The following is a 21731-nucleotide window of genomic DNA, read 5'->3' as shown; positions in this document are numbered from 1 at the left end:
CTCCTGTCCCTCTCCAATTTCATGCTCCCCCTGAGCATGAAAAAAGCGGCTCTCCTACCAACCGGAGCCGCTTCTTTTTTTGAAAATTTTTATTTTTCAAAATTCCATATGCTGGGTAATCTGCTGAATGATTTCCAGTTCGCGCTGCGTGGATTCATTGAGCAATTCTAAACGTTGTACACCCTGCATTGAAGTAGAAATTGAATCGATCGAATTAAAAATATCGTGTGTAACTGTCTCCAGCCGCTGCTGGAACATATTCATATGCCCTTCAATATTACCTTCAAAAGCCTTATTCCGCTGGAGAATGTCATTGATTTCATTTACACTCACCAACAGTTTATTGATTGCCTTATTACTTGTATCCAGGCTTGTTTCCGTATTTTGTGAAAGTTTGCGTACTTCTTCTGCAACCACGGCAAAACCACGACCAGCTTCGCCAGCGCGTGCCGCTTCGATCGCTGCATTTAGTGAAAGTAAATTTGTTTGTGAGGCAATCTCCAAAATCATTGCCATAACGTTTTGGATTTCCTTCGTATTTTCTGTCAACTGTTCTATTTTAGGAATAATCTTTGTATTATGATCCATGAGCTGCTTAATATTATCTTTATTTGTCCCCATAACTTCTGTTAATGCTTTAGCTGATTCATCAATACTCGCGGTCCGTTCATGGATATTACTTACCGATGCAATAATTTCAGGAATCGCACTGCGATAATGATCAAACAAATCCAGTGCCTTACCATTTAGTTCACTCAAGACTTGCAACCGGGCTAAACGTCTCTGCATAAAAAAGCTTTGAAACAGACCATACTGGATTGGTAAATTATTATAGTACTCATCATAAAAATTTTCATCGTTTGGAACGTAGTAAAAGAATAATGCCGTCAATGTTTCATTCATGTGAATACCTAGAAGTTCACCAAAACTCGAAAAACCAGCGACGGGAATCCCTTCAAATTTAGGAACATCTTTCAATTCTTGTGGATTCATTAAACGGCGAATTACGCAATCATTCAAAATCCCGCCAAAAGGTTTGGGTTTATTCAAGCAGAATTTCTGCCAATCATCCCGCATATTCTTTACAAAACCTTCACGCTTAACCAAATGCAGATATTCACCTGGTGCTAAATCGCAAAAGAAATAAATTCGATTTTCAGCCGTTGCGATCTTGGCTATACTGCGAATAAAGATCTCATCGTTGATCTCAATCGCAAAACTATAGCCATTTAAAACATTCTCCAACTGTTCGATACTCTGGCAGCTAAATTTACGTTTCAGTATATCAATCAAGCTAACGCTATTACCATTTTCATCGAGGACTTCACTTACATAACGCAAAGCTGAATTAGAACTGCTGACAATATATTTTGTATCCGTTTTACTAAATCCCTGCGTTTTCAATATGCCAAAGCGAAAATCTTTATTCAACTGGACAAAACACATAACTGCATGATGATGCAGTACTTTTGTGCCATCAAAAATATCGGTGCTTACAAAATCAAATTTTCCGCCAGCCGAACCACCAATAAAAGTACAAGGATACTTATGACTTGCATAAATTGCCTCCATAAAAAATGTTTCACAATTTGAAACACCATCAATATAGGTAATCGCTATCGTATCGGGCGAAGATATTTTGAATTTAATGGGTTGCTGCGCCAGCTCCGCTTTAATCATATCAATCCGTTTTTTCATTGAAAATGTATCTTTCCCTGCCAAAATATCCTCATTTGGCAATGGAATCGATATGATCTGACAATTCCGAATCATTTTTTGCGAAAAAACTTGTAATAAAACTTTTTTGCGGCCAGCATCATCACTTTGGTATAAAGAGGCTTGTGCATTTACATTGCAAAGTTCTCCCGCCGTTGAAACCAATAACAGCTTCGCTGTTTGTGGCAGCAAACTCTTAAGTTTACTGGAAATTTCCTTCATTGAAGCATCCGGGGAAACATACCCTAAAACGAGTGCCGGACCGCCCGCCACAGCCAAAAATTCCGTTAAACTCTGTGCATTTATATCCTGTTCTGAAAAATAGTTTACCTTGCAGTGCAATTCCGCGGCATGATCTTTTTGACTTACGGAATCCATCTGTTCTGTTACGGTCTGCTGTCTGTTCGATAAATCTTCATTTTGAAACGGCCGATCTGTTTTTTTCTTAAAAAAGTCAAACAAAATTTCCGCCCTCTTCCATTTTCAATTTATACAATCTTAAGCTATGCAAACTGCCAAACTCCGGTACTGCACGTGAACTTCCTTCAGATTTTGCTTTATTTCGAGGGAAACACTACTCATTTAGTATTCGTGCTTTCAATAAAAAAACCTGCTAAAAAAATTAGCAGGTTTTATATTTATCGAGATTGTATCGTAACCGCAGTTTCAAACATTCTATTCCAGGGAAAATCAATCGAAATTTTATCAATCTCCATATCTGACAAGTTCTGCTTGACAAATATATTCATTTTTTCGACTGTAGCTTTTACGGCATCTGCTTTTTTTTGATCCAACTGTCCATAACTGCCAGTTCCGGGTATTTTTGATAGCTCTCCAGCAACACTCTGCCGAATATTAGCTTGATAAGCCCAATCATCCAAATACCGAACTGCCAATAAATTGTTTTTTGCCTGCAGCGTCATTTTTGGAGCCATAATCCCCTGTCCTAACACAAAGCCTGTACTATTTGTCGCCGTATTCCATCCCGAATAAGCTGTGAGTTTCGGCAAAAGATTACGTTTTGCCAACTCAGCCATCAATGCATTGTCAGCCCCATTGGAAAAAGCAATATCCCCGACACCAACATGATAACCTTGTGACACATATAAATCCACCATTTTGGCAAATGAAAGCGTATTATCTCTTGGCACTATCGTATTTTGCGGCCAATTTGCCTCTAAGGTTTTCCCATCTTTATTCGTATTCACCAAAAGTACCAGATCCGCTCGTTTGAGTCCTGGAATCTGAATTGCCCCGGCAGCCAGAAGATGAGAACGAATCGATTGACTAATTGCTTCATCGGAATAAGACGGTACCGTAGCCGCACCTATGCCATCGGCATAACGAACTGTTACAAAGGGAATATTAGAACTTAAATCGTTTACGGCCCGCGTCATCAAGACCATACCAATTTCATCAATTCCCGCTAAAGCTTGAAATTTCGTAACGCCTAAATCCTCACCCTGTTTTGACAGCAGCCTGCTTTCTTTGTGCGTCTGCGAATATGGTGCATTATCATCGCGTCCTAAAGCAAGATAATTAAAAGTTCCCGCCCGGGATAATTCAATCAGACGACTGCTCGCAGCAAAATTAGTCTGGCGGCGTTTCATCCAATCGCCGATTGCCTTTGTTGGAATCACCGTTTCTAATTTAGCCTGTTCTTTTTTTTCACTGCCTGATAACCCTTCCGTTTCGCTTTTATCTTGCAGTTCTGTTAAACGAAATATCGAAGCACCATATTTAGCATAATAGCTTGGTTCTTCCGTCCCTGAAGCTGCACCATCACGGGGAGTACGCATAATCGAACCAAAAACATAAATTTTTAAACGGGGATTTTGCGCTTTAAGCTGCGCAAACTGTTCAACACGTTTGATGATATCTGCTTGTGTATAGGCATGCTTTCTAGACCCTACCAGACTTCCGTAGAGTAGAGAATCCGAAGATAAAACCAGTGCATCTGCATTCTTTGCCTGAGCGAATACCCATTGCCACAGTTCATCAGGATGTCCAAGATCCGTACGATTCCCCAAGAGATTTTGCGGTGGCAATACCAGGTCATAGTCTAAATTACGCACGGTATCGGCTGTCTGTGCAAACGAAACAGGTCGATCATCATGAGGTACAAATAAAATTTTTGGTTTAAGCGGTGATGCCAAAACTGGCAGTGTTAGCGCCACAATACAAAAACACATAAGCAGCAAGCAAACTATTTTTTTCAAAAATACAACCCCCTCTATAAAAGTATATTCAATAACATCGTTTTGACAGGCTCAGGAAGATTTAGTCCTGTTGTAAATTCAATATAGCCATCTTTGGGTTCGGCCTTCTCAATCACAAGTGCATCCAGAAGATTATAGCCTTGAAATGAAACTTGTCCAAAATCTGATTTCAATAACATGTCTTGATAATCCACGGTAATTGTATTATGGTTGATATCCGTTTTCAAATCATCAGCAAGGTCAATCTTCCCCACTATTTTTTGCGCCATCGACAACGAAATCCGGGAAAAAATCCAAGACATGACTTTATGATCCGGAAGTTCTCTTTCTTTAACTGTAAATTTCACATAGGACGTATCCCCCCTGTGAACAAATTCATCAATTGTTCCCGCAAGCTCCAAACGTCCCATTGCTTTGGTATCGGCGTTGATTTTCAGTTTTCCATTCGCTTGAGAAGTAACAATAAGAGACTTCACTTTAGAGGTCTCATCGATTTGATCGGCAATGGATGCATTGATCACATCATCCGGTATCGAAATTTTCCCGGCTAAAATATCCAGCAAAGATTCTTTTGTCCAGGTCTTTTTTACCACATCAATAACCGGACTATAGTTTTCTATTGTACTGCTTATGTCATTAAAATCAATTGAGTTCAGTGCCTGAGCTGAAATAACTGTAGGCATATCCATAACAATCCCTGCTTCATCATAAAATTTATGCTATTGCATACACCGGCAAAAGTGCCTGCAATAGCATTTTTATTATACAGCAATTCATCTGTTATGTCATAAAAAAATCGCCTGTCAGTCATTATAAAACAAAATATCAGGAGTGCTCTGGTGTTTCTTTATCGGAACGGATATCCTGCCAAAGATCACGGGCTTTATTAAAAATCGTTGTTTCCGAGCGAGCCCGCTGATCACCAATGACACGACTTAAATATTGTGTAGCTGATTCATAATTGCCCATACGTTTATGGATAGCCCCGATAAGATAAATAACCGCATTATCGGTCATCGTTCCCATTGGATAACGTTCTGTCGCCAAAGACTTATCATAATATTCAACTGCTTTTGCCAAAGCTTCATCTTCTTTTTCTTTGTCTTTGGCATCCCGATAGATCCAAGCCAGCTTTAAATACAGCCCTGCAATATGACCTGCAGATGCACTAATAAGTTCTGCGAAAAAAATCGCTAGTTTGTAGGATGTAACCGTTTCAGCAAGCGTTCTCACTTCATGATGTTCCAAACCTATCTTTCGTTCATTTAAAAAATTTCGAATTAGTTCTTGATGTTTGGGATGCATATGTCCCGTAAAATGATTTTCATCTGCTGCATAGCCGCATTTTTCACAAACCCAAATCGCATAATAATAAGGATTAAAATCTTTATAATGTACACAAAAATCATCATCTGTCTTTACCGAGATGAGTCTTGATCTCACTTTCGTTACTGAAATTTCTTCGCCGCATACCGGGCAAATTTTCTTTGCTGTATAAATATTACCAACTGCCATGATGTCCCTCCTATAATAAAACCATTATTACTCTATTCTTAGCTTAACACAAAGTCACTTTCAAATAAACCATAAGAGTTGTAAACGAGCAATTTGTCCTGTCTGCGAGGCGGAAAATTTCTAAAAACCAGAACACCACCAGCTGCTTTCTAAATTTTTATCAGGACATAGCCTTCATATTATCATCATTCACTTTGTCCAGCATGGAAATCGTATCGATCAAATGATGATTAAAAATTTGTTTTGCTACATTCAAAAGTTCCGGAATAGCTGGATCGCAAAGTGAATAGGTTACCTTATTACCGTCTTTTGTCCCCTTAACGATATTTCGACTGCGTAAAACAGATAGCTGCTGTGATACGGCCGACCCTTCACTACCGATAATACTTTGCAGTTCATTGACATTTTTATCTCCCTGGCTCAACACTTCTAAAATTCGAATACGCAGTGGATGCGCCAGGGCTTTGAAAAAATCTGCTTTAAATTGTTGCACTGTTAAATCCATATTAGTTCCCCCGCTTTAAAACTTCTTCATATTTATCAATTGCGCTCAAGATTCCCTGCATCAAGGCTTCCGGTCTTGGCGGACAGCCTGGTATATAGACATAAACCGGCACAAATTGATCAATGCCGCCCGCATTGGCATACGTTTCGCCAAAAACCCCGCCACCGATCGCACAAGCTCCCACTGCCAAAACAATTTTAGGATTGGGCACCGCAGCATATGTTCTCAGCAGTGCTTTTTGCAGGGCTCGCGTCACACCGCCCGTTACCATTAGCATATCCGCCTGACGGGGCGATGCTGAAAAACTCACACCAAAACGAGAAATATCATAAATGGGATTAGACAAAGCTCCCATTTCAAAATCACAGCCATTACAAGACCCCGTATCTACATGACGAATATGTAAAGATCCGCCTAAGACTTTCGTAATTCGTGCTTTCATGTCTTTTCCTAGTTCTTCATTCATCAGAATTTCTCCTTTTTTGCCATTATATCGTCACAGCCACCCAAAGTTTGTTTTTATCCATAACTGCTAAATAGCAATCATTCGTTTGCCTGATTGCATCTGTATTACATATTTTTACACAATTTCCACACATAATACAATTGCCATAGAATAACCGTACCTGTCCAGCTTCTATTATAAGGGCTCTGCTTGGACAAGCCGCCGCACATTCGGCCCAATTGGTCTTCGGCACAAATTTTATTTTAATTTTACCTTTATATTTTAATGGTGCCTCAGAAAATGGCTGCCTTCGAGTCACCGTACCAACCTTCCATATCTTGCGAATCATATCAAACATACTTAATTCTCCTTCCAAGCATTACCGATCACAACACGCATAACATAATTCAAAGCTCTTATTTATGAGCGGAAAATCCGGAATAATGTTTCCTTCTACTGCGAGCGGTACAACGGGCCAATTGCTATAGGCCGCGGATCGTATACGATAACGGTAAATCGTATTGTTTTTATCAAACATGATCCAATGTGTATTTTCACCACGTGCTGATTCCGACCACCCCAAAGAACTTGTATAAGGTTCAATCAAAGGAATGTCAGTTTGGCTAGCCCCCTTCGGCAAGCGGCTTAAAATTTGCCGGATCAAAAGCATCGAATTAAAAGCTTCAACGATGCGTACCTTTATCCGTGCTAAAACATCGCCTTCTGTTTGCAAAACAACCGCAAAATCAAGTTGTTCATAGGCAGCATAAGGAAAATCACGTCGGCAGTCAACATCACGCCCCGATGCTCTGGCGGCTATACCAACTGCCTCAAAATCATCAACCTGCTGAAGCGACAGTTTCCCCGTTGTCTCCATACGATCCATAGCAATTTCATGACCCAATAAAATATCAACAAATTCCTGAAAATCAACATCAATTTCATTAATAGATTCCATCAGTAAGACAAGTTCCGCTTCATCCAGATCACAGTTCACCCCACCCGGCACGATGGTTCCGCGCAAATAGCGATGCCCTGTAAGCCGTTCATTCAGTTGCAAAAGCTGTTCTTTAAGCCTTGCGCCCTGGCTGCTTCCAACCGCAAAACCATAGCCCGAACAAATATTTCCAACATCTCCCACATGATTGTAAAGCCGCTCTAATTCTAAATATAGGCACCGCAAAAATTTAGCTCGCTGCGAAATTTCAATTCCAGCTGCCGATTCCACCGCTTGCGCAAAAGAAGCTGAATGAGAAACATTGCAAACACAGCAAATACGTTCAATTAAAAATCTGGCTTCTTGCACGGTCTTGCCTTCCAGTGTTTTTTCAATCCCACGATGTGTATAAAAAAGTTTAGCATCCAGATGTAAAATCGTATCACCAACCGCACCAAAACGAAAATGTCCAGGTTCTATAATACCGGCATGAATCGGACCGACGGGAATCTGCGTCACGTCTTCTCCCATATACTCTACCGTATCCGTCATATCCGATGTCTGTGGCAATAAACCCGTCTCAACATAGTCTTTACAAAGCGGATGTATCCCCAGAGAGTCTCCATGTAAAATCAACGGTACACGGTTGGGATGACCAATCGCCCGAAGCCCCAATAAGTCATTGACTTCTCGTTCATACCAATCCAGTGCCGGTATATACGCGGCCAGCGAAGGAAATGTCGGATCGACCTGTGACAGGGCAATTTTAATGGTAACAAAAAAATGTATTTCATCAATCGCAAATACATAATACAAGCTAAAGCTTCCATTAATTTGCCGTTCATCATTACCAACCATTGTGAAAAGGCGCGCCTTGCGTTCACCATGAATGTATTGACAAGCTGGCAGCAAATGTTCTTTATGCACCTCAAACAGGACTTCCTGTTTTTTTCTATTTTAGCAAGCAATAACGGCTGAATATGTTGTTCTATTTCTTTTAAAATCCGTCTTCTTCGCTCCATTATTTAATCCCCCCCTGGAATATAGCGACTGCTGCATGGATTGCATAAACAAGTGGGTCTGGTACATATAGACCCCCGACTATAACAAACACAAGCAGTATACTCATGGCAGTTTTCATCCAAAAATCCGTTTGATGCACGGTCCGAACCGGCATTTTCCCAAAAGCCATCTTTAACACATAATAAGACATTCCCGCAAAAATCAGTACAATCAACAAAGCAAAAATACCTGCGGCAAAAATGTTACCAGAAGCTGCACCCGCTAACATGATTGTAAACTCACTCAAAAAGATGCTAAACGGTGGTGCCCCGGCAACACCAAAAGCTGCAATAAGCATGACAATTCCCGTAAAAGGAAGCGCCTTAAGTACCCCAAAAATACGATCCATAAATTTCGTATGGTATTTTTGCGCCACATCACCCGCAGCAAAAAACAGTAAAGATTTGGTCATGGAATGATTAAACATATGCAAAAACGCTCCATATAACCCCAACGGTCCACCAAAGCCAACAGCTAATGTAATAATTCCCATATGCTCAACACTCGAAAATGCCAGCATACGCTTTAAATCCTTCTGCACCATGATAAAAGGTACTGTCACCGCAATTGAAAACAATCCAAACCCAATTAAATATTTAGCGGCCTGTCCATGCAGCGTAAGATTTGCAATCGCAAAAATACGAAAAATACCATAAAGGGCGGTATTCAAAAGTACCCCGGATAAAACCGCACTAACTGGTGCTGGAGCCTGACTATGTGCATCCGGCAGCCAAAAATGCATAGGTGCCAGCCCTGCCTTTGTGCCAAAACCAATCAAAATAAAAATAAAACCGATTTCAACCCATTGTGGATTCAATTGATCCGCCACCACCATAAGTGAAGACCACTGCAGTGCCGCTGCCGGATTCATGGTGTTGAGCCCTGACATATAGAGAAATACAATACCCAAAAGGGCAAAACCAATTCCGACCACCCCCATAATAAGGTATTTCCAAGCTGCCTCCAATGCATGTTGTGTTCCATAAAAGGATACTAATAAGGCTGAAATCAATGTAGTAAGCTCTATTCCAACCCATAACATGCCCAAATTATCAACCGAACTCACCCACAGCATCGATAAAATAAAACAATGAAAAAAGAAATAATATCTACCTAACTGCACCCGTGTTATGAATCCTTCTGCCACTTCATAACGCATGTAACCAACCGAATAAACCGCTGCCACAAACCCGACCATCGCGATCAACATAATATTAAAAGCACCCAGGGCATCAATATAAATCAAATGATCTGAATAGATAAGTATGTTCCCATCAAAAATTACAATTTTTGCAATCCAGCCTGCCAGCAGCAATGAAACAAAGGACCCTGTGGCCTGCAAGAAATCGGCAAATTTATGTCTGCTAAACAGCCCGCCCAAAGCACCACTCAAAAGCGTAACTACAAATAATCCTATTGCCAACATAACTTATCCCCTTAAATCCTGCATTTTTTCTGTATTCAAACTATGGAAAACAGAATGAATCTTAAATGTCAAACTCGCAATAATTACAACCGCTACAAATAAATCAAAGAAAATCCCTAGTTCAACGGCTAGAGGCATTCCGTAGCTTAACGACTGTGTAATCAAAAATAAACCGTTTTCAATCACAATGACACCAATTCCTTCCATCAAAACTTGCTTATTATTGATAATCGTAAATGTTCCTAAAAATACCAAACCAATGGCTGCTGACAGATAACGCATCCCATGTTCCGCTCCCGGCAGCATCAAATGAGACGCTACATACTGCCCCAGCACCGTTAGTAAAAGGGCTATCAGCATCGTAGGAAACTGCCCCATACTCCGTACAATGTTTCGGTGCTCTTTCGTCTTACGCACCGTATAATACAATATATAGGGTATCAGAAACGTCTTAACGACCAACGTTAAGACTGCTCCGATTAAAAGATGCACCAGTCCCGTGCGATACCACATAATAAATCCGATTACAGCCAGACCAGCTGATTGGATTGTTATAATAAATACAGCATCCATCGTCTTTTTCGTCCTAAATAAAAGCAGCGTACTTACGAGTAAAATCACCGTAATAAAACTATCCATTTGTATTTTTCTTCCCCCTTTATACAGCAATTTGCAAAACAATCGCCAAAACCGATAACGCCATTGAAACTACCAACAATTTGGGTACTTTAAACAACCTCATTTTTGCATAAAGCGTTTCAATCACCGCCAGCAATATACCAAGCAGAATAACTTTAAGCAAATAAAAAATACTGCCTTCAAAAATTGCCAAACCGGTAAATTCTTTGGCAATCCCCCATGGGATAAAAAGATCGATAAATAAAGTAAAAACAAGAATTTGCTTCACCAAAAGAGCCCAATGCAAAAGGCCCCAATAACGGCCCGAATATTCAAGCAGCATAGCTTCATGAATCATGGTAAGTTCCAGATGTGTATCCGGGTTATCATAAGGTATCCGCCCTGTTTCAACAATGACCACAAGCAAAAATGCCACAAATGAGAGCCAATACGCATAATTGAATAAATCCCGTCCCCCCGTAAGCAAAGATTCGACAATCACCCCCAGATTGGTTGTGCCAACCTGCATAAGTACAGCAATCACCGCAAGCAGCAGCGCTGCTTCACAAATAGCAGACATAATCATTTCCCGGCTTGATCCCATCCCGCCAAAAGCACTGCCGGAATCCAATGCCGTAATAGCTAGAAAAAAACGCACGACGGCAAAAAGGTAAACCAGTAAAATGATATCACCAGTAAAGGTCAGCGGTGAATATAATGCCGCCATGGGCAGCAAACTTACTGAACCCAGGACAACAGCAAAAACAAGATAAGGTGTTGTCCTCGTGAGCCAGGAAGCCTCTTTGGCAAGAACAGCATCTTTACGCAGATATTTAAATAAATCACGATATGGCTGCACAAGATCAGCACCAATACGATTTTGCAACCGAGCCTTCACTTTTTTTATGATCCCCTCTACCAATGGTGCTACAAATAAAACCAACAAAACCTGACAGACCATATATACTATTTTTTCTATCATCCATTCCACCTACCTAATCCATAACAAAGTAATAATTAAAGCTGCAACCATATAAGCCACATAAGCCTGCAAATTACCATTTTGAATGATTTTAACTTGCTTAAATAGTTTTACCATAAGTCCAATACAAGGTTTATAAACATTATCACCAACACGAGCATCGATATTGATACGATGCTCGATTCGCTTTGGATAATATTGATATTCAGCTTGTGTCACAATCTTGTTATGTGCTCCAAGAATTCTCTTGAAAATACGCAGTAACGGCTGTGAATAGGATGCTGCTGTATATTCCATAACAGGAAGATGTTCCCCCCCGCAAGTCCAGACAAATTCTAGTTCATAACGACTCCGTCCATACAAGCGGCGAATCAAAAGATATGTAAACAGTAAAATGACAAAAATCAAACCTGCCACAATGCCCGTTGAAAGTGTCAACTTTTCGGCAGCTCCAACAAACGGAACAAGGACGATAAAATCACTCTTAAACACCACAGAAAAATACCCACTCGTCACCGCATTAATAAACAAGAATGCTCCACCAGGATATATTCCCAATACGAGCGACAAAAAACAAAGCACCATCATTCCAACGCGCATACTTCCATTAACATCTTGCATCTCAGCCGCCGCTGGAGTACGTGCCTTGCCTAAAAAAGCGATGCCAAAGTGTTTAACCACAGCTGCCGCCGCCAACGCTCCAGACAGCCCCATGGCCGCCACAACCATGGCAGCAAAAAGTTTAATAAATGGCGTTGATGGTTCAAAGGCCATATGCAGCATCGATTGCAGCAAAAGCCACTCACTCATAAATCCAGTAAACGGTGGTAAAGAAGCCAAGGTCATCCCGCCAATCAAAAAAGCACCCGCCGTCCAAGGCATCCGATGAATAAGACCGCCGAGACGACTTATATTGCATGTTCCCGTTGCCCGCAGCATAACTCCAGCTCCCATAAACAACAGAGATTTAAAGATGCAGTGACTGAAAACATGGTACAATGTACCCGAAAAAGCCAGTGCCGCCAACGTAAATGCGCCCACTGCATTAAAATACAAACTTGCTCCAATTCCCACACAAAGAAGTCCCATATTCTCCACACTACTATAAGCAAGAAACCGTTTCGTATCATTTTGCAAAGCACCTAACAAACTGCCCGCAAACATAGAAACCGTTCCTATTCCAATAAGGCACAGCCCCCACCAGAGCGGGCCTGTGCCAAAAAAATCAAAAGATACACGTAGTAATGCATATACAGGCATTTTGATCATTGCTGAAGCCATCAGCGTCGTTGCGCTCGATGGTGCTGCCGGATAAGCCCGTGGCAGCCATACATTAATTGGAAACAATCCCATTTTTGCAGCAAAACCAATAAAAAACAAAAAAAAGATTATGGATCCTGTCAGTTCTGATACCTGTGACCCAATATTCTTATAAGCAGCAAACTCCAAACTGCCCGTATACCAATACAACAATAAAAAAGCGATACTCAAACAAACGCCGATTACATGTGTCATCGTCAAATAAATATAGCCCGCGGAACGAACTTTCTTTTTTTCATGTTCAAATATCACCAGCGCAAAAGACGTCAACGCCATGAACTCCCAAAAGATCAAAAAGGTCACGGAAGTATCAACACCAACAACGCCAATAAGGGAAAGGATAAAAAAATTCATAATAGCCCCAAGATAGTTTCTACCATCCAGTTGTTTATTAGAAACCACATCTCCCTGTGCGTAAATAGCACAAATTAAAACCATACTGCCAATAATCAATAAAAAGAAGGACGATAGCATATCAAAATGAACTTTCAATATGATTGGGTCCATAATCGTCCACGCCGTCAAGTTTAAGGTTTCCTGAAACAAAAGCAACCGCCCCGCCACAATTGTCATCAAAACACCGCCGACAAAAGAACAACCATTGGCAAAAGCAGTCGCAAAGTGCTGCCATTTATGCAAAAGCAGCGGAAATATACCGCCCAAAATAAAAAAGAGCACACCCAGCTCAAATAAATTATTAAATAAATCCTGTGTTAACAAAAACATACTACCTCCAATATCTGTACTACTGAATATCTGATTATTTGAATATACTACATATCAATTAAATACACAAGCGAATACTGCACAAAAGATAAAAAAAATATATAAATGTTATTATAAGGTACATTAAATATCCTAATATGGCAATCGTCAAGAATGGAGTACACGTTTTATTTTAAAAATTTTTCAAACAAGAAGAGCCCCTGTATATAACAAGCTTTTTCAGCCGATTATACTATAGGAGCTCTTTAAATTTTATTGTTTTTTATATTTTTGCGACAACACTTTGGCTAAAACCACTCACTTTAGCAATTTGCCATGTAGACGTTGTATCCAGTGATTTCACTTCTCTCAACATTTCATTGCGGTCTGGTTTCGATAAACGTTTTAATTCCTCCACCGTTTTTACTCGGGCTAAACGAAGTAAAAGGGCCAGCAAATCTGCATCAGCAATCTTTTCCCGACAAGCTTCTAAACATTTATCCTCGGAAGGTTCATTCATATACTTGCGAAAAGCAATGCGCTGCGCTGCTTCTTCTTTACCAAAAATAGCTAAAACTTTTTGTGTATCAACAATCGAATCCGTATCTATGTATTCTTTAAAACTGCTCCACGGATATCTGCTAATTTCAGTTACCGCACCAGTACGAACAGGTTCTTGATGAATATAACGTAAAACTGTTTTTAAATAATCATCCGACTCAATTGGCTCACTCTTAAAACGATCATGAAACAACTGCCCTTCACGCGCATATTTTGCGTTATAGCGTGCAACATACTTAACCCCGATACGCTTCATAATATTACTGACGGTATTCTGCCCTTCACGAATCACAAGATGGACATGATGATCCATCACCACATAACCAAACACAGCGTAGCCGCAGATTGCTTTATAATCATGCACCAACTTTAAAAAAGCTGTTTTGTCCTCGTCCTCTTCAAATACTGTTTGCATATCCAGACCGCGTATAATAATATGATAAATTCCGGTACTACTTTTCACTCTTGCTTTTCTTGCCACTTACATTCACTCCATTCGGAGATATTTTATCATAAGTCCTATGTGTGATGCAATATCTGTCCCTAAAGTTATTGGTTTTCATAATTGTTGCACAATAAACACAATGATAAAAACTACTGAAACAAAACCCTATAAGATCAAAAATATTTTTCTAAGAATTCTGCTATTTACCTGTTTTCACAAATACGCTATACTAAGATAGTAATTTATAGTAAATAAAATCTATCAAAGCAGGTGTATTCATGAAAACAATCGCTTTAATTGCCCATGACAAGAAAAAAACTGAAATGTTAGAATTTGTCGACCATCATAAAGACGTACTTTCTCAATACGACCTCATTGCTACCAGAACAACCGGAACCCTCATCAATGAAAAATTTCATTTAAATGTAAAAACTCTGATGTCCGGTCCACTCGGCGGTGACCAACAAATTGGTGCACTCGTCGCAACAGAAAAAGTTGATCTTGTTATTTTCCTGCGTGACCCGCTGACGTCACAACCTCACGAACCAGATATTACAGCATTGCTGCGAATCTGCGATGTACATAACATTCCATTGGCTACCAATCGCCGTAGTGCTCATATATTAGTAAAATGGCTAGTTACAGAACAAAACAAATAAGACAATAAAAAACAGACGATCGAAATGAGCTGCCCCCCATAAGTTAGACCTAAATCTAATCTCTGGAGGGCAGTTTTTTTATTGTCTTATTAAATTTTATACTGATTAATATCCACTGCGAAATTCTGCGTCATTTTCTTAAATTCGCCAATTTTCCCAATCATATCCTGTAATTTATCATTGTAAATACGAACGGCTGAATTAACTTCCTGGGTTGCTGCGGAATTTTCTTCGGAAATTGCCGCAATCGATTCAATATTTCCATAGACAGAATTGATATCTTCCATTTCATGTTCCAGCTTAGATATCATATCCACAATTCCTGCTGAAACAGCTCTAATATTAGCAACATGTTCTGCATTCTCATTTACGACACCGATAAGCTGTTTACTTTCCGTTGACAAAAGAGCATATTCTTCATCAACAGATTTCACAACATCCTGAATTGTATGGGTAATAACCAAAACATCTGCCGAAATAATTTCGGAATGCTGCTGCGACTCTTCGGCGAGTCGTCCAACTTCCTGCGCTACAACTGCAAAGCCACGACCTTGTTCACCTGCTCTGGCTGCTTCAATCGCTGCATTAAGTGCAAGCATATTCGTCTGTCCGGCAATTGCTGCCACCATACCCGTGATTTCTGTAATTTTCTGTGTCTGCACACTTAATTTTCCTACATCTTTTTTAACTTTAGCAAAATTAACCATACTATCATGGATCTTATCGCTTGAACTGTGAACATCCCCAAAGCCGCGATCAATTTTATCAACAGCATTTTGCAAATGCTGGTTATTTTCAATTTGTTGATCCACAACCGTTTTGAGCGTTACAATATTACCGTTTAAAATTCCGACTGCATCCGTAGTCGAAGTTGCTTCATGAAGTACTGACACGGCTACTTCATCCATAATATTTGTAATATGATCAGAAGCCGAACCCATATTACCCGCGAGCGTATTAAAGGTTCCACCATAGCGGTTCAATTCATCTGTCGTTCCTTTAAAGCCAGTAAAATCTGCTTTGATCCGTTTCTTATATTCTTCAATCTTACAGTTGAGTCGCTCAAATTCATCTTTTGTATGTAAAGTAAAGGTCTCAATATAGCGATGTTCTAAAAGTCGATCCATCTGCATTTTTATAGACTGCATTGGACGCAATAGAACCGCTGCGGAAATATAGGATACAAAACCCGCTACCAATGAGGTCCACAAGGATACTTCCGTAAAGGTTCGAACAATAAGCAGTGCTACGAACACAGCAACCGTTACCAGTAAGCCGATTTTAGCTGCAAGACCGCCGACAAACCCCAGCCATTTATTAAGACCAAAAGTTTGCGTATGGGTAATCGATTGAGCAAATTTCAGCTTCAATTTTAAAGAATTTGAAGTTTGTTCCAACACTTCTATTCCCAATGCTTCATGGTAATGTTCGGCGGACCCATCCAATAAACCAAGAAAATAATCGAACATGGCTCGTTCTGAACGGTAAGAGAAAATTGCTTCATGTTCACTGATCGGAGTCATGATAACCTCCGGCGGTTTTGCACCAGCGATACGTTTCACCACTTCCACATGTATATCATACAGTGATGCTAAAAAAGAATATAATGTCTTATTTTGAAAAAATGCGGGATAAACGTTAAAAAATGCGGTAACGTTATCTTTCCCGATGGCATGCCAAATTTGTTTGACTGATTGCCCTGTTTTTTTTGACAGCATTTCTACCATCTGTTTTGGTTTATTATCTTCTACATCTTCGGTTGGCAAAAAAATCCTTGTCGACTCCCAACCAAGATTCCCCATGATTTCAGCGACTACAGCTTCGCCCCAAAGCTTTTTTGCTGTACTAATCCACGTTGCTACAACTGTCCCTTTTATTTTAATCACCCCATAAATTTCTAGAACTATTCTTACTTAGATTTAATTATACATTATATCAATTCATTTGGAAATGATTTTATAGGATTTCTATCCCACTTTTCCGAAAAAAGAGCTGTTGCCAGCCCCGTTTAAGAATCTACACTTTATTACTATTTGCATGACAACGAAATCCCTTATGTTCTGAAATTTTCCGTCCAATTGCCATAATTTTCCCGCTAATACAGCCACGACAATGCGCAGGTGTATCAGAAATACATATTTTACCCGGATACAATGCATATTTGCGCCGATAATCTCCCTCGGTTACATTTGGCATCACAACATTGGCTCCCGACTGCAGAGCAATGATTCTCGCATTACGATCCAGTGTTTCCATCGCAGTCGTTGCAGGAATATTAGCCTCTGGCAGCAAAAGCCTCAATAACGCAACAAAAGATCTCGCCAGTAGAAACGAACCGCCTTTTGCATTATGTAAAGGCGTATCACCATTGGGAATAAAAGGACCTATACCAACCATATCAGCATCGATTTCCTGAAAAAATAAAAGATCCCGGGCCAATGATTCAATGGGTTGATTTGGCAGGCCAACCAGCGATCCCGTACCAACTTCATAACCTAATCGCTTAAGATCAGACAGGCAGCGAAGGCGATTTTCAAAACTCATACCTGGATTTAAAGCTTCATATAACTCCCTATCGGTTGTTTCAATACGAATCAAATAACGATCAGCACCGGCTTCCTTATAAGCCTTATATTCTTCATATGTTTTCTCACCAATACTGAGTGTAATCGCAAGATCCATTTTTTTTATTTTTCGTAAAACACGGCTAAGAATGTCAACGCTAAAATGCATATCTTCACCAGATTGCATCACGACAGTTTTATAGCCATACGATTTCGCCTTTGCTGCAAAATCAAGAATTTCTGCTTCCGATAGCCTATATCGTTCCACCTTTTTATTATCGCGCCGCAGCCCGCAATAGAGACAATTCTGTTTACATATATTAGAAAATTCAATCAATCCACGCAAGTGAACTTCATCACCCACAAAGACATGACGAACTCGATCCGCTGCCTGAGCAAGCTCTTCTTGATATTCTTCGTTTTTTAATAATGCAACAATCTCACTGCCTGCCAATTTATGTGTCTGTTCCGCTTTGTTAATCAATTCATGATAATCCATAAGTAACACCTTTTCGTTATAATAATCCATATTAGTATATATCATTTAGCGAGAACTTCGCAAACAAAACCTTTACACAAAAACGTGGACTAAAGCCAAGGCCTCATCCACGTTTTTCCAGACTACTTTGTATATAATTGGGCAGCATACGCTATACTACGATCCTGTAATTCTGCCTGATGCAAAGCAGCATACTTTATGATTTCCTCATAAAAAATATGATCGAAACTTTTAGTGGATAATTTAGTCAAATCGCATAGACGATTTGGTTCGCTGCTATCCAGCGCATTCCAGTTTGTATCCAGCTCTGTATATGTTTTCACGAATACAGTTTGATGCTGTAAATCAATAATCAGATCTTCCGCTGATCCAGCCAGGTTCTCATACCCCGCTGTATCTAACCCTTTCCAGTTACGTTTTTCTACAATATCCTGGATTTGAAGCCAGTCAAAACTTTTAACCGTTTTCACCAGCAAAATATTACGATCGACACGTCCCGTATCGTCTACAAAAAAACGTATTTCGCTGGTGTTAAAATAATAGTTAATTCGTGCTGAGGACTGTACCCATTTATAAGAACTGTCCGAAATGGCCAATTCTGCGAAAGCTGTCCGAGGTAAAATCAACCCTATACACACTAGTACTACAAAATACAAAAAAAAATTTTTTCGCATCAGCATTCTCCTATCGATTAAACTTAAACCTGCTCACATCTGAATAACTTAGGCTGGTATTTTCCGCTTTCCATCGCAAAACAGCAGCCTAAACCATCCAAACATTTTCAAATGATTACTACTCCCTAGTAATCATAATATTATTTTAGTACGTCTGTCAATTCTCTGCTACTAAAAAAGTTTGAATTAAAATTAAAATTTTAATTCAAACTTTTTTATCAAACCAATTTGGTTGTCATTCTTTATTATTTTGTTTTTCTGCTGTCTTTTGAGCTTTTTTCAACTCGCGCTGCATGGTTTTTGTATTATGATTAAGATCATCTGCATGTTTTGCCGCATAATCAATGACCTGCTGAGCAAAAATATATTCCGGCTGATCTTTTGGTAAAACTTTGAGATCATAAAGCTGATCCGAACTTTCGGCAGTCAATACTTTAAATGCCGTATCAATATCTTGATGACTTCGTATCCAAACCGTTTTTTTATCTAAATCAATTTCTCTGACTTCAATAATTCCATGGAAATTTTCATAACCCGTCAATTTTTGACCACGCGCTTCACGCTGCGTAATAACCGCCTGTGGTTTCGGTTCTTCATATGTCATAATAGACGAAAACAACAACCTGCTTTTATCAATTTTGCCATGTTTATCAACAGCATACGACATTTTATCACTACCAAAATAATAATTGGTCTGATCGGAAGAAAATGCCCACTGGTAGCCTTTTATTCCATTGGACTGCTCCTGCGCCAAAGCTGCCGGCATCATCACCAAAAGAACTAAAATCGTACTCATTAAAAGAATAACCTGTTTTTTCATTATAAATCCCCTATTCATAGCTGTATTTTACTGATATCTATACTTTATCTTGTTAATTTTATACAGCTATTCTTTGATTTCTCTTAGATTTTTCACAATTTCGCTAAAATGAGTCTAAAGTCCAGCCACAAAGCCTTGTTTCATCAGTTAAATATAATACATATAGTCATTCGCTGCATAAAGTTCATCTAAATTATATGGCGTTTCCTGATATACATAATAATTGAGCCAATTAGCAAAAAGTAAATTGGCAACACTTCGCCATTTCATAACTGGCTGCTTCGTCGGATCATCATTTGGATAATAGTTTTGTGGAATTTCTATTTTCATCCCCGCTTTTACATCGCGGTCATATTCACCTTTTAATGTCAGTGGATCATATTCAGCATGTCCCGTAATAAAAAATTGTCGTTTCGCTAGATTCGCGATGGCATAAACGCCTGCCGCTCCTTCAGCTTCTGATAAAATAGTCAGCGCTTCTACTTTTTCAATATCCTCCTTACGTACTTCCGTATGACGTGAATGTGGAACATAAAATTCATCATCAAAACCGCGAAATAATTTTTCATGTTCCACACTCAAATGATGTTTATATACACCGAAAATTTTCGGTGAGACTGCATGCTTTTTGATTCCATAATGATAATAAAGACCGGCTTGTGCTCCCCAACAAATATGAAATGTTGAATATGCATGTGATTTACTCCATTCCATAATTTCACAGATTTCATCCCAATACGCAACATCTTCAAAATCCATCTGTTCAACTGGAGCACCTGTAATAATCAGTCCATCATATTTTTTATGCCGTACCTCGGCAAATGTACCATAAAATTCCGTCAAATAATCTTGTGATGTATGTTGCGGCACATAGGATTCCGTATAAATAAAATCGACTTCAACCTGAATTGGTGAATTGCCTAACAGCCGCAGCAGCTGCGTCTCCGTAATTGATTTCACCGGCATTAGATTCACAATCAAGATCTTAAGCGGTCTAATATCCTGTTTATAAGCCCGATCGGTATCCATGACAAAAATATTTTCACTTTCTAAAATATTGGTTGCTGGTAAATTATTTGGTATTTTGATTGGCATATTCGTTTATCCTCCCTTTAAAAACGAAAGATTTCTCTTACTCTAAGCAAGAAAAAGATCCCATTCAAATGAAAGGGACCTTTTTAAGCGTGTTCCCTCTCATCTTCCAGGAATTTTCCTGCTGGATTTAGCACCTTGCGCATGCGCCGGTTGCCGGGTGTCATCGGGCCAGTCCCTCGACCACTCTTGATAAGAGTAATATGAAATTTTAACGTCATAAATCAATGATTAATTCTAACATAACAACTTTACAAGTGTCAATAAAATTCCATTTTACATAATTCCTAATGAAGTCATATGAATGACTACTTCTGGCAGAGGTAAAACGAATTTAAAAATCGCCACAAAATGAGCAATACTTCCAGCTAACACAAACAAATGCCAAATCGCATGATTATAAGGAATTTTTTTTACAAGATAAAAAACTGCACCTACCGTATAAAAAACACCCCCGGCAATCATCCAATAAATCGCTTCAATGGGCAGCAGACCCAAAAGCGGACGAATCATCACCACCGCAAACCAGCCCATCGCCAAATAACATAGTGTACCCAAAACCTTAAATTTTTTAACACAAAATATCTGGAAAACAATCCCCGCTGCAGCTAGTGACCAAACAATTCCAAAGATTGTCCACCCAACTTCACCATGTAGAGGAATTAATGTAAAGGGCGTATAGTTGCCTGCAATCAAAACATAAATCGCAGCATGATCAATAAATTTAAAAATTGACTTGAGCTTCTCATTCGTAAAACTATGGTATAACGTGGACGCAAGATACAATAAGATAAGGGAAATCCCATAAATTATACAGCTCGTAACATGCCAGGTACCTTCATCATAATAGAGCACCAACATTCCAACAAGTGCAACAACCGCCATTGCTGTACCAACACCATGCGTCACCGCATTTAAAATTTCCTCGAGACTAAGCCGAGCCTTAATGACAACTTCATGCATAAAA

General features: G+C 39.5%; 20 protein-coding genes and 1 riboswitch. Of the genes, 1 reads left to right on the top strand and 19 read right to left on the bottom strand.

Annotated elements, in window-relative coordinates:
• Positions 1–96 precede the first annotated feature (96 nt).
• From BMY14_RS10840 to BMY14_RS10780, 13 genes are all read right to left on the bottom strand, one after another.
• Complete coding sequence (locus BMY14_RS10840; protein WP_091831651.1) at positions 97–2178, bottom strand: methyl-accepting chemotaxis protein; 2082 nt, start codon at positions 2176–2178, stop codon at positions 97–99.
• Positions 2179–2354: 176 nt separating this feature from the next.
• Complete coding sequence (locus tag BMY14_RS10835) at positions 2355–3935, bottom strand: DUF4127 family protein (RefSeq protein WP_091831649.1); 1581 nt, start codon at positions 3933–3935, stop codon at positions 2355–2357.
• A gap of 14 nt (positions 3936–3949) precedes the next feature.
• A complete protein-coding gene (locus BMY14_RS10830) occupies positions 3950–4624 on the bottom strand; it encodes a hypothetical protein (RefSeq protein ID WP_091831648.1) in 675 nt (224 codons plus the stop codon).
• A gap of 136 nt (positions 4625–4760) precedes the next feature.
• The gene (locus tag BMY14_RS10825) at positions 4761–5450 is read right to left on the bottom strand and encodes a DUF2225 domain-containing protein (protein ID WP_091831646.1); all 690 of its coding nucleotides are present in this window, start codon (positions 5448–5450) and stop codon (positions 4761–4763) included.
• Between the two features lie 160 nt (positions 5451–5610).
• Positions 5611–5955 carry an ArsR/SmtB family transcription factor gene (locus BMY14_RS10820; RefSeq protein WP_019553948.1) on the bottom strand — a complete coding sequence of 115 codons (345 nt, stop codon included), beginning with the start codon at positions 5953–5955 and terminating at the stop codon, positions 5611–5613.
• A gap of 1 nt (position 5956) precedes the next feature.
• Positions 5957–6421 (bottom strand): NADH-quinone oxidoreductase subunit B family protein, encoded by a 465-nt coding sequence (locus BMY14_RS10815; protein ID WP_019553947.1) that lies wholly within the window; start codon positions 6419–6421, stop codon positions 5957–5959.
• Positions 6422–6443: 22 nt separating this feature from the next.
• Positions 6444–6758 (bottom strand): 4Fe-4S dicluster domain-containing protein, encoded by a 315-nt coding sequence (locus tag BMY14_RS10810; protein WP_091831644.1) that lies wholly within the window; start codon positions 6756–6758, stop codon positions 6444–6446.
• A gap of 21 nt (positions 6759–6779) precedes the next feature.
• Positions 6780–8264, bottom strand: coding sequence for a hydrogenase large subunit (locus tag BMY14_RS10805; protein WP_218144896.1), 1485 nt, complete (start codon positions 8262–8264; stop codon positions 6780–6782).
• 94 nt (positions 8265–8358) lie between these two features.
• A complete protein-coding gene (locus BMY14_RS10800) occupies positions 8359–9825 on the bottom strand; it encodes a hydrogenase 4 subunit F (RefSeq protein ID WP_091831642.1) in 1467 nt (488 codons plus the stop codon).
• Positions 9826–9828: 3 nt separating this feature from the next.
• Positions 9829–10464 (bottom strand): hydrogenase, encoded by a 636-nt coding sequence (locus BMY14_RS10795; protein WP_091831640.1) that lies wholly within the window; start codon positions 10462–10464, stop codon positions 9829–9831.
• 19 nt (positions 10465–10483) lie between these two features.
• Positions 10484–11425: a respiratory chain complex I subunit 1 family protein gene (locus tag BMY14_RS10790; RefSeq protein WP_091831638.1), complete on the bottom strand. Its 942-nt coding sequence runs from the start codon at positions 11423–11425 to the stop codon at positions 10484–10486.
• 9 nt (positions 11426–11434) lie between these two features.
• A complete protein-coding gene (locus BMY14_RS10785) occupies positions 11435–13471 on the bottom strand; it encodes a proton-conducting transporter transmembrane domain-containing protein (RefSeq protein WP_091831636.1) in 2037 nt (678 codons plus the stop codon).
• Positions 13472–13733: 262 nt separating this feature from the next.
• Positions 13734–14492: a transposase gene (locus BMY14_RS10780; RefSeq protein ID WP_091831634.1), complete on the bottom strand. Its 759-nt coding sequence runs from the start codon at positions 14490–14492 to the stop codon at positions 13734–13736.
• Between the two features lie 242 nt (positions 14493–14734).
• Here BMY14_RS10780 and BMY14_RS10775 point away from each other — a divergent pair, with 242 nt between their 5' ends.
• Complete coding sequence (locus tag BMY14_RS10775) at positions 14735–15115, top strand: methylglyoxal synthase (protein ID WP_019553939.1); 381 nt, start codon at positions 14735–14737, stop codon at positions 15113–15115.
• A gap of 89 nt (positions 15116–15204) precedes the next feature.
• Here BMY14_RS10775 and BMY14_RS10770 read toward each other — a convergent pair whose 3' ends face one another.
• The 6 genes from BMY14_RS10770 to trhA form a co-directional block, all read right to left on the bottom strand.
• Positions 15205–17001, bottom strand: a complete 1797-nt coding sequence (locus BMY14_RS10770) for a heme NO-binding domain-containing protein (RefSeq protein WP_245741375.1) — start codon at positions 16999–17001, stop codon at positions 15205–15207.
• Between the two features lie 130 nt (positions 17002–17131).
• The gene (hydE, locus tag BMY14_RS10765) at positions 17132–18178 is read right to left on the bottom strand and encodes a [FeFe] hydrogenase H-cluster radical SAM maturase HydE (protein ID WP_091831633.1); all 1047 of its coding nucleotides are present in this window, start codon (positions 18176–18178) and stop codon (positions 17132–17134) included.
• A gap of 122 nt (positions 18179–18300) precedes the next feature.
• The gene (locus BMY14_RS10760; protein ID WP_091831631.1) at positions 18301–18852 is read right to left on the bottom strand and encodes a hypothetical protein; all 552 of its coding nucleotides are present in this window, start codon (positions 18850–18852) and stop codon (positions 18301–18303) included.
• A 235-nt stretch (positions 18853–19087) separates the two neighbouring features.
• Positions 19088–19672, bottom strand: a complete 585-nt coding sequence (locus BMY14_RS10755) for a hypothetical protein (RefSeq protein WP_019553935.1) — start codon at positions 19670–19672, stop codon at positions 19088–19090.
• Between the two features lie 147 nt (positions 19673–19819).
• The gene (gene metA / locus BMY14_RS10750) at positions 19820–20767 is read right to left on the bottom strand and encodes a homoserine O-acetyltransferase MetA (protein ID WP_019553934.1); all 948 of its coding nucleotides are present in this window, start codon (positions 20765–20767) and stop codon (positions 19820–19822) included.
• A 96-nt stretch (positions 20768–20863) separates the two neighbouring features.
• Positions 20864–20963: riboswitch (SAM riboswitch) on the bottom strand.
• Between the two features lie 77 nt (positions 20964–21040).
• A complete protein-coding gene (gene trhA / locus BMY14_RS10745; RefSeq protein WP_091831629.1) occupies positions 21041–21727 on the bottom strand; it encodes a PAQR family membrane homeostasis protein TrhA in 687 nt (228 codons plus the stop codon).
• Positions 21728–21731: the final 4 nt, after the last annotated feature.

The sequence above is a fragment of the Propionispira arboris genome (assembly GCF_900109225.1).
Classification (GTDB): domain Bacteria; phylum Bacillota; class Negativicutes; order Selenomonadales; family Selenomonadaceae; genus Propionispira; species Propionispira arboris.
This window is presented reverse-complemented; position numbering and strand designations above follow the sequence as displayed.

Bases quoted from the DNA above. Each gene is read 5' to 3' on its own strand.
- BMY14_RS10830 (WP_091831648.1), bottom strand. From the start codon at position 4,624: ATGGATATGCCTACAGTTATTTCAGCTCAGGCACTGAACTCAATTGAT.
- BMY14_RS10825 (WP_091831646.1), bottom strand. From the start codon at position 5,450: ATGGCAGTTGGTAATATTTATACAGCAAAGAAAATTTGCCCGGTATGC.
- BMY14_RS10820 (WP_019553948.1), bottom strand. From the start codon at position 5,955: ATGGATTTAACAGTGCAACAATTTAAAGCAGATTTTTTCAAAGCCCTG.
- BMY14_RS10815 (WP_019553947.1), bottom strand. From the start codon at position 6,421: ATGAATGAAGAACTAGGAAAAGACATGAAAGCACGAATTACGAAAGTC.
- BMY14_RS10810 (WP_091831644.1), bottom strand. From the start codon at position 6,758: ATGTTTGATATGATTCGCAAGATATGGAAGGTTGGTACGGTGACTCGA.
- BMY14_RS10800 (WP_091831642.1), bottom strand. From the start codon at position 9,825: ATGTTGGCAATAGGATTATTTGTAGTTACGCTTTTGAGTGGTGCTTTG.
- BMY14_RS10795 (WP_091831640.1), bottom strand. From the start codon at position 10,464: ATGGATAGTTTTATTACGGTGATTTTACTCGTAAGTACGCTGCTTTTA.
- BMY14_RS10790 (WP_091831638.1), bottom strand. From the start codon at position 11,425: ATGATAGAAAAAATAGTATATATGGTCTGTCAGGTTTTGTTGGTTTTA.
- BMY14_RS10785 (WP_091831636.1), bottom strand. From the start codon at position 13,471: ATGTTTTTGTTAACACAGGATTTATTTAATAATTTATTTGAGCTGGGT.
- BMY14_RS10775 (WP_019553939.1), top strand. From the start codon at position 14,735: ATGAAAACAATCGCTTTAATTGCCCATGACAAGAAAAAAACTGAAATG.
- hydE (WP_091831633.1), bottom strand. From the start codon at position 18,178: ATGGATTATCATGAATTGATTAACAAAGCGGAACAGACACATAAATTG.
- BMY14_RS10760 (WP_091831631.1), bottom strand. From the start codon at position 18,852: ATGCGAAAAAATTTTTTTTTGTATTTTGTAGTACTAGTGTGTATAGGG.
- BMY14_RS10755 (WP_019553935.1), bottom strand. From the start codon at position 19,672: ATGAAAAAACAGGTTATTCTTTTAATGAGTACGATTTTAGTTCTTTTG.
- metA (WP_019553934.1), bottom strand. From the start codon at position 20,767: ATGCCAATCAAAATACCAAATAATTTACCAGCAACCAATATTTTAGAA.
- trhA (WP_091831629.1), bottom strand. From the start codon at position 21,727: ATGCATGAAGTTGTCATTAAGGCTCGGCTTAGTCTCGAGGAAATTTTA.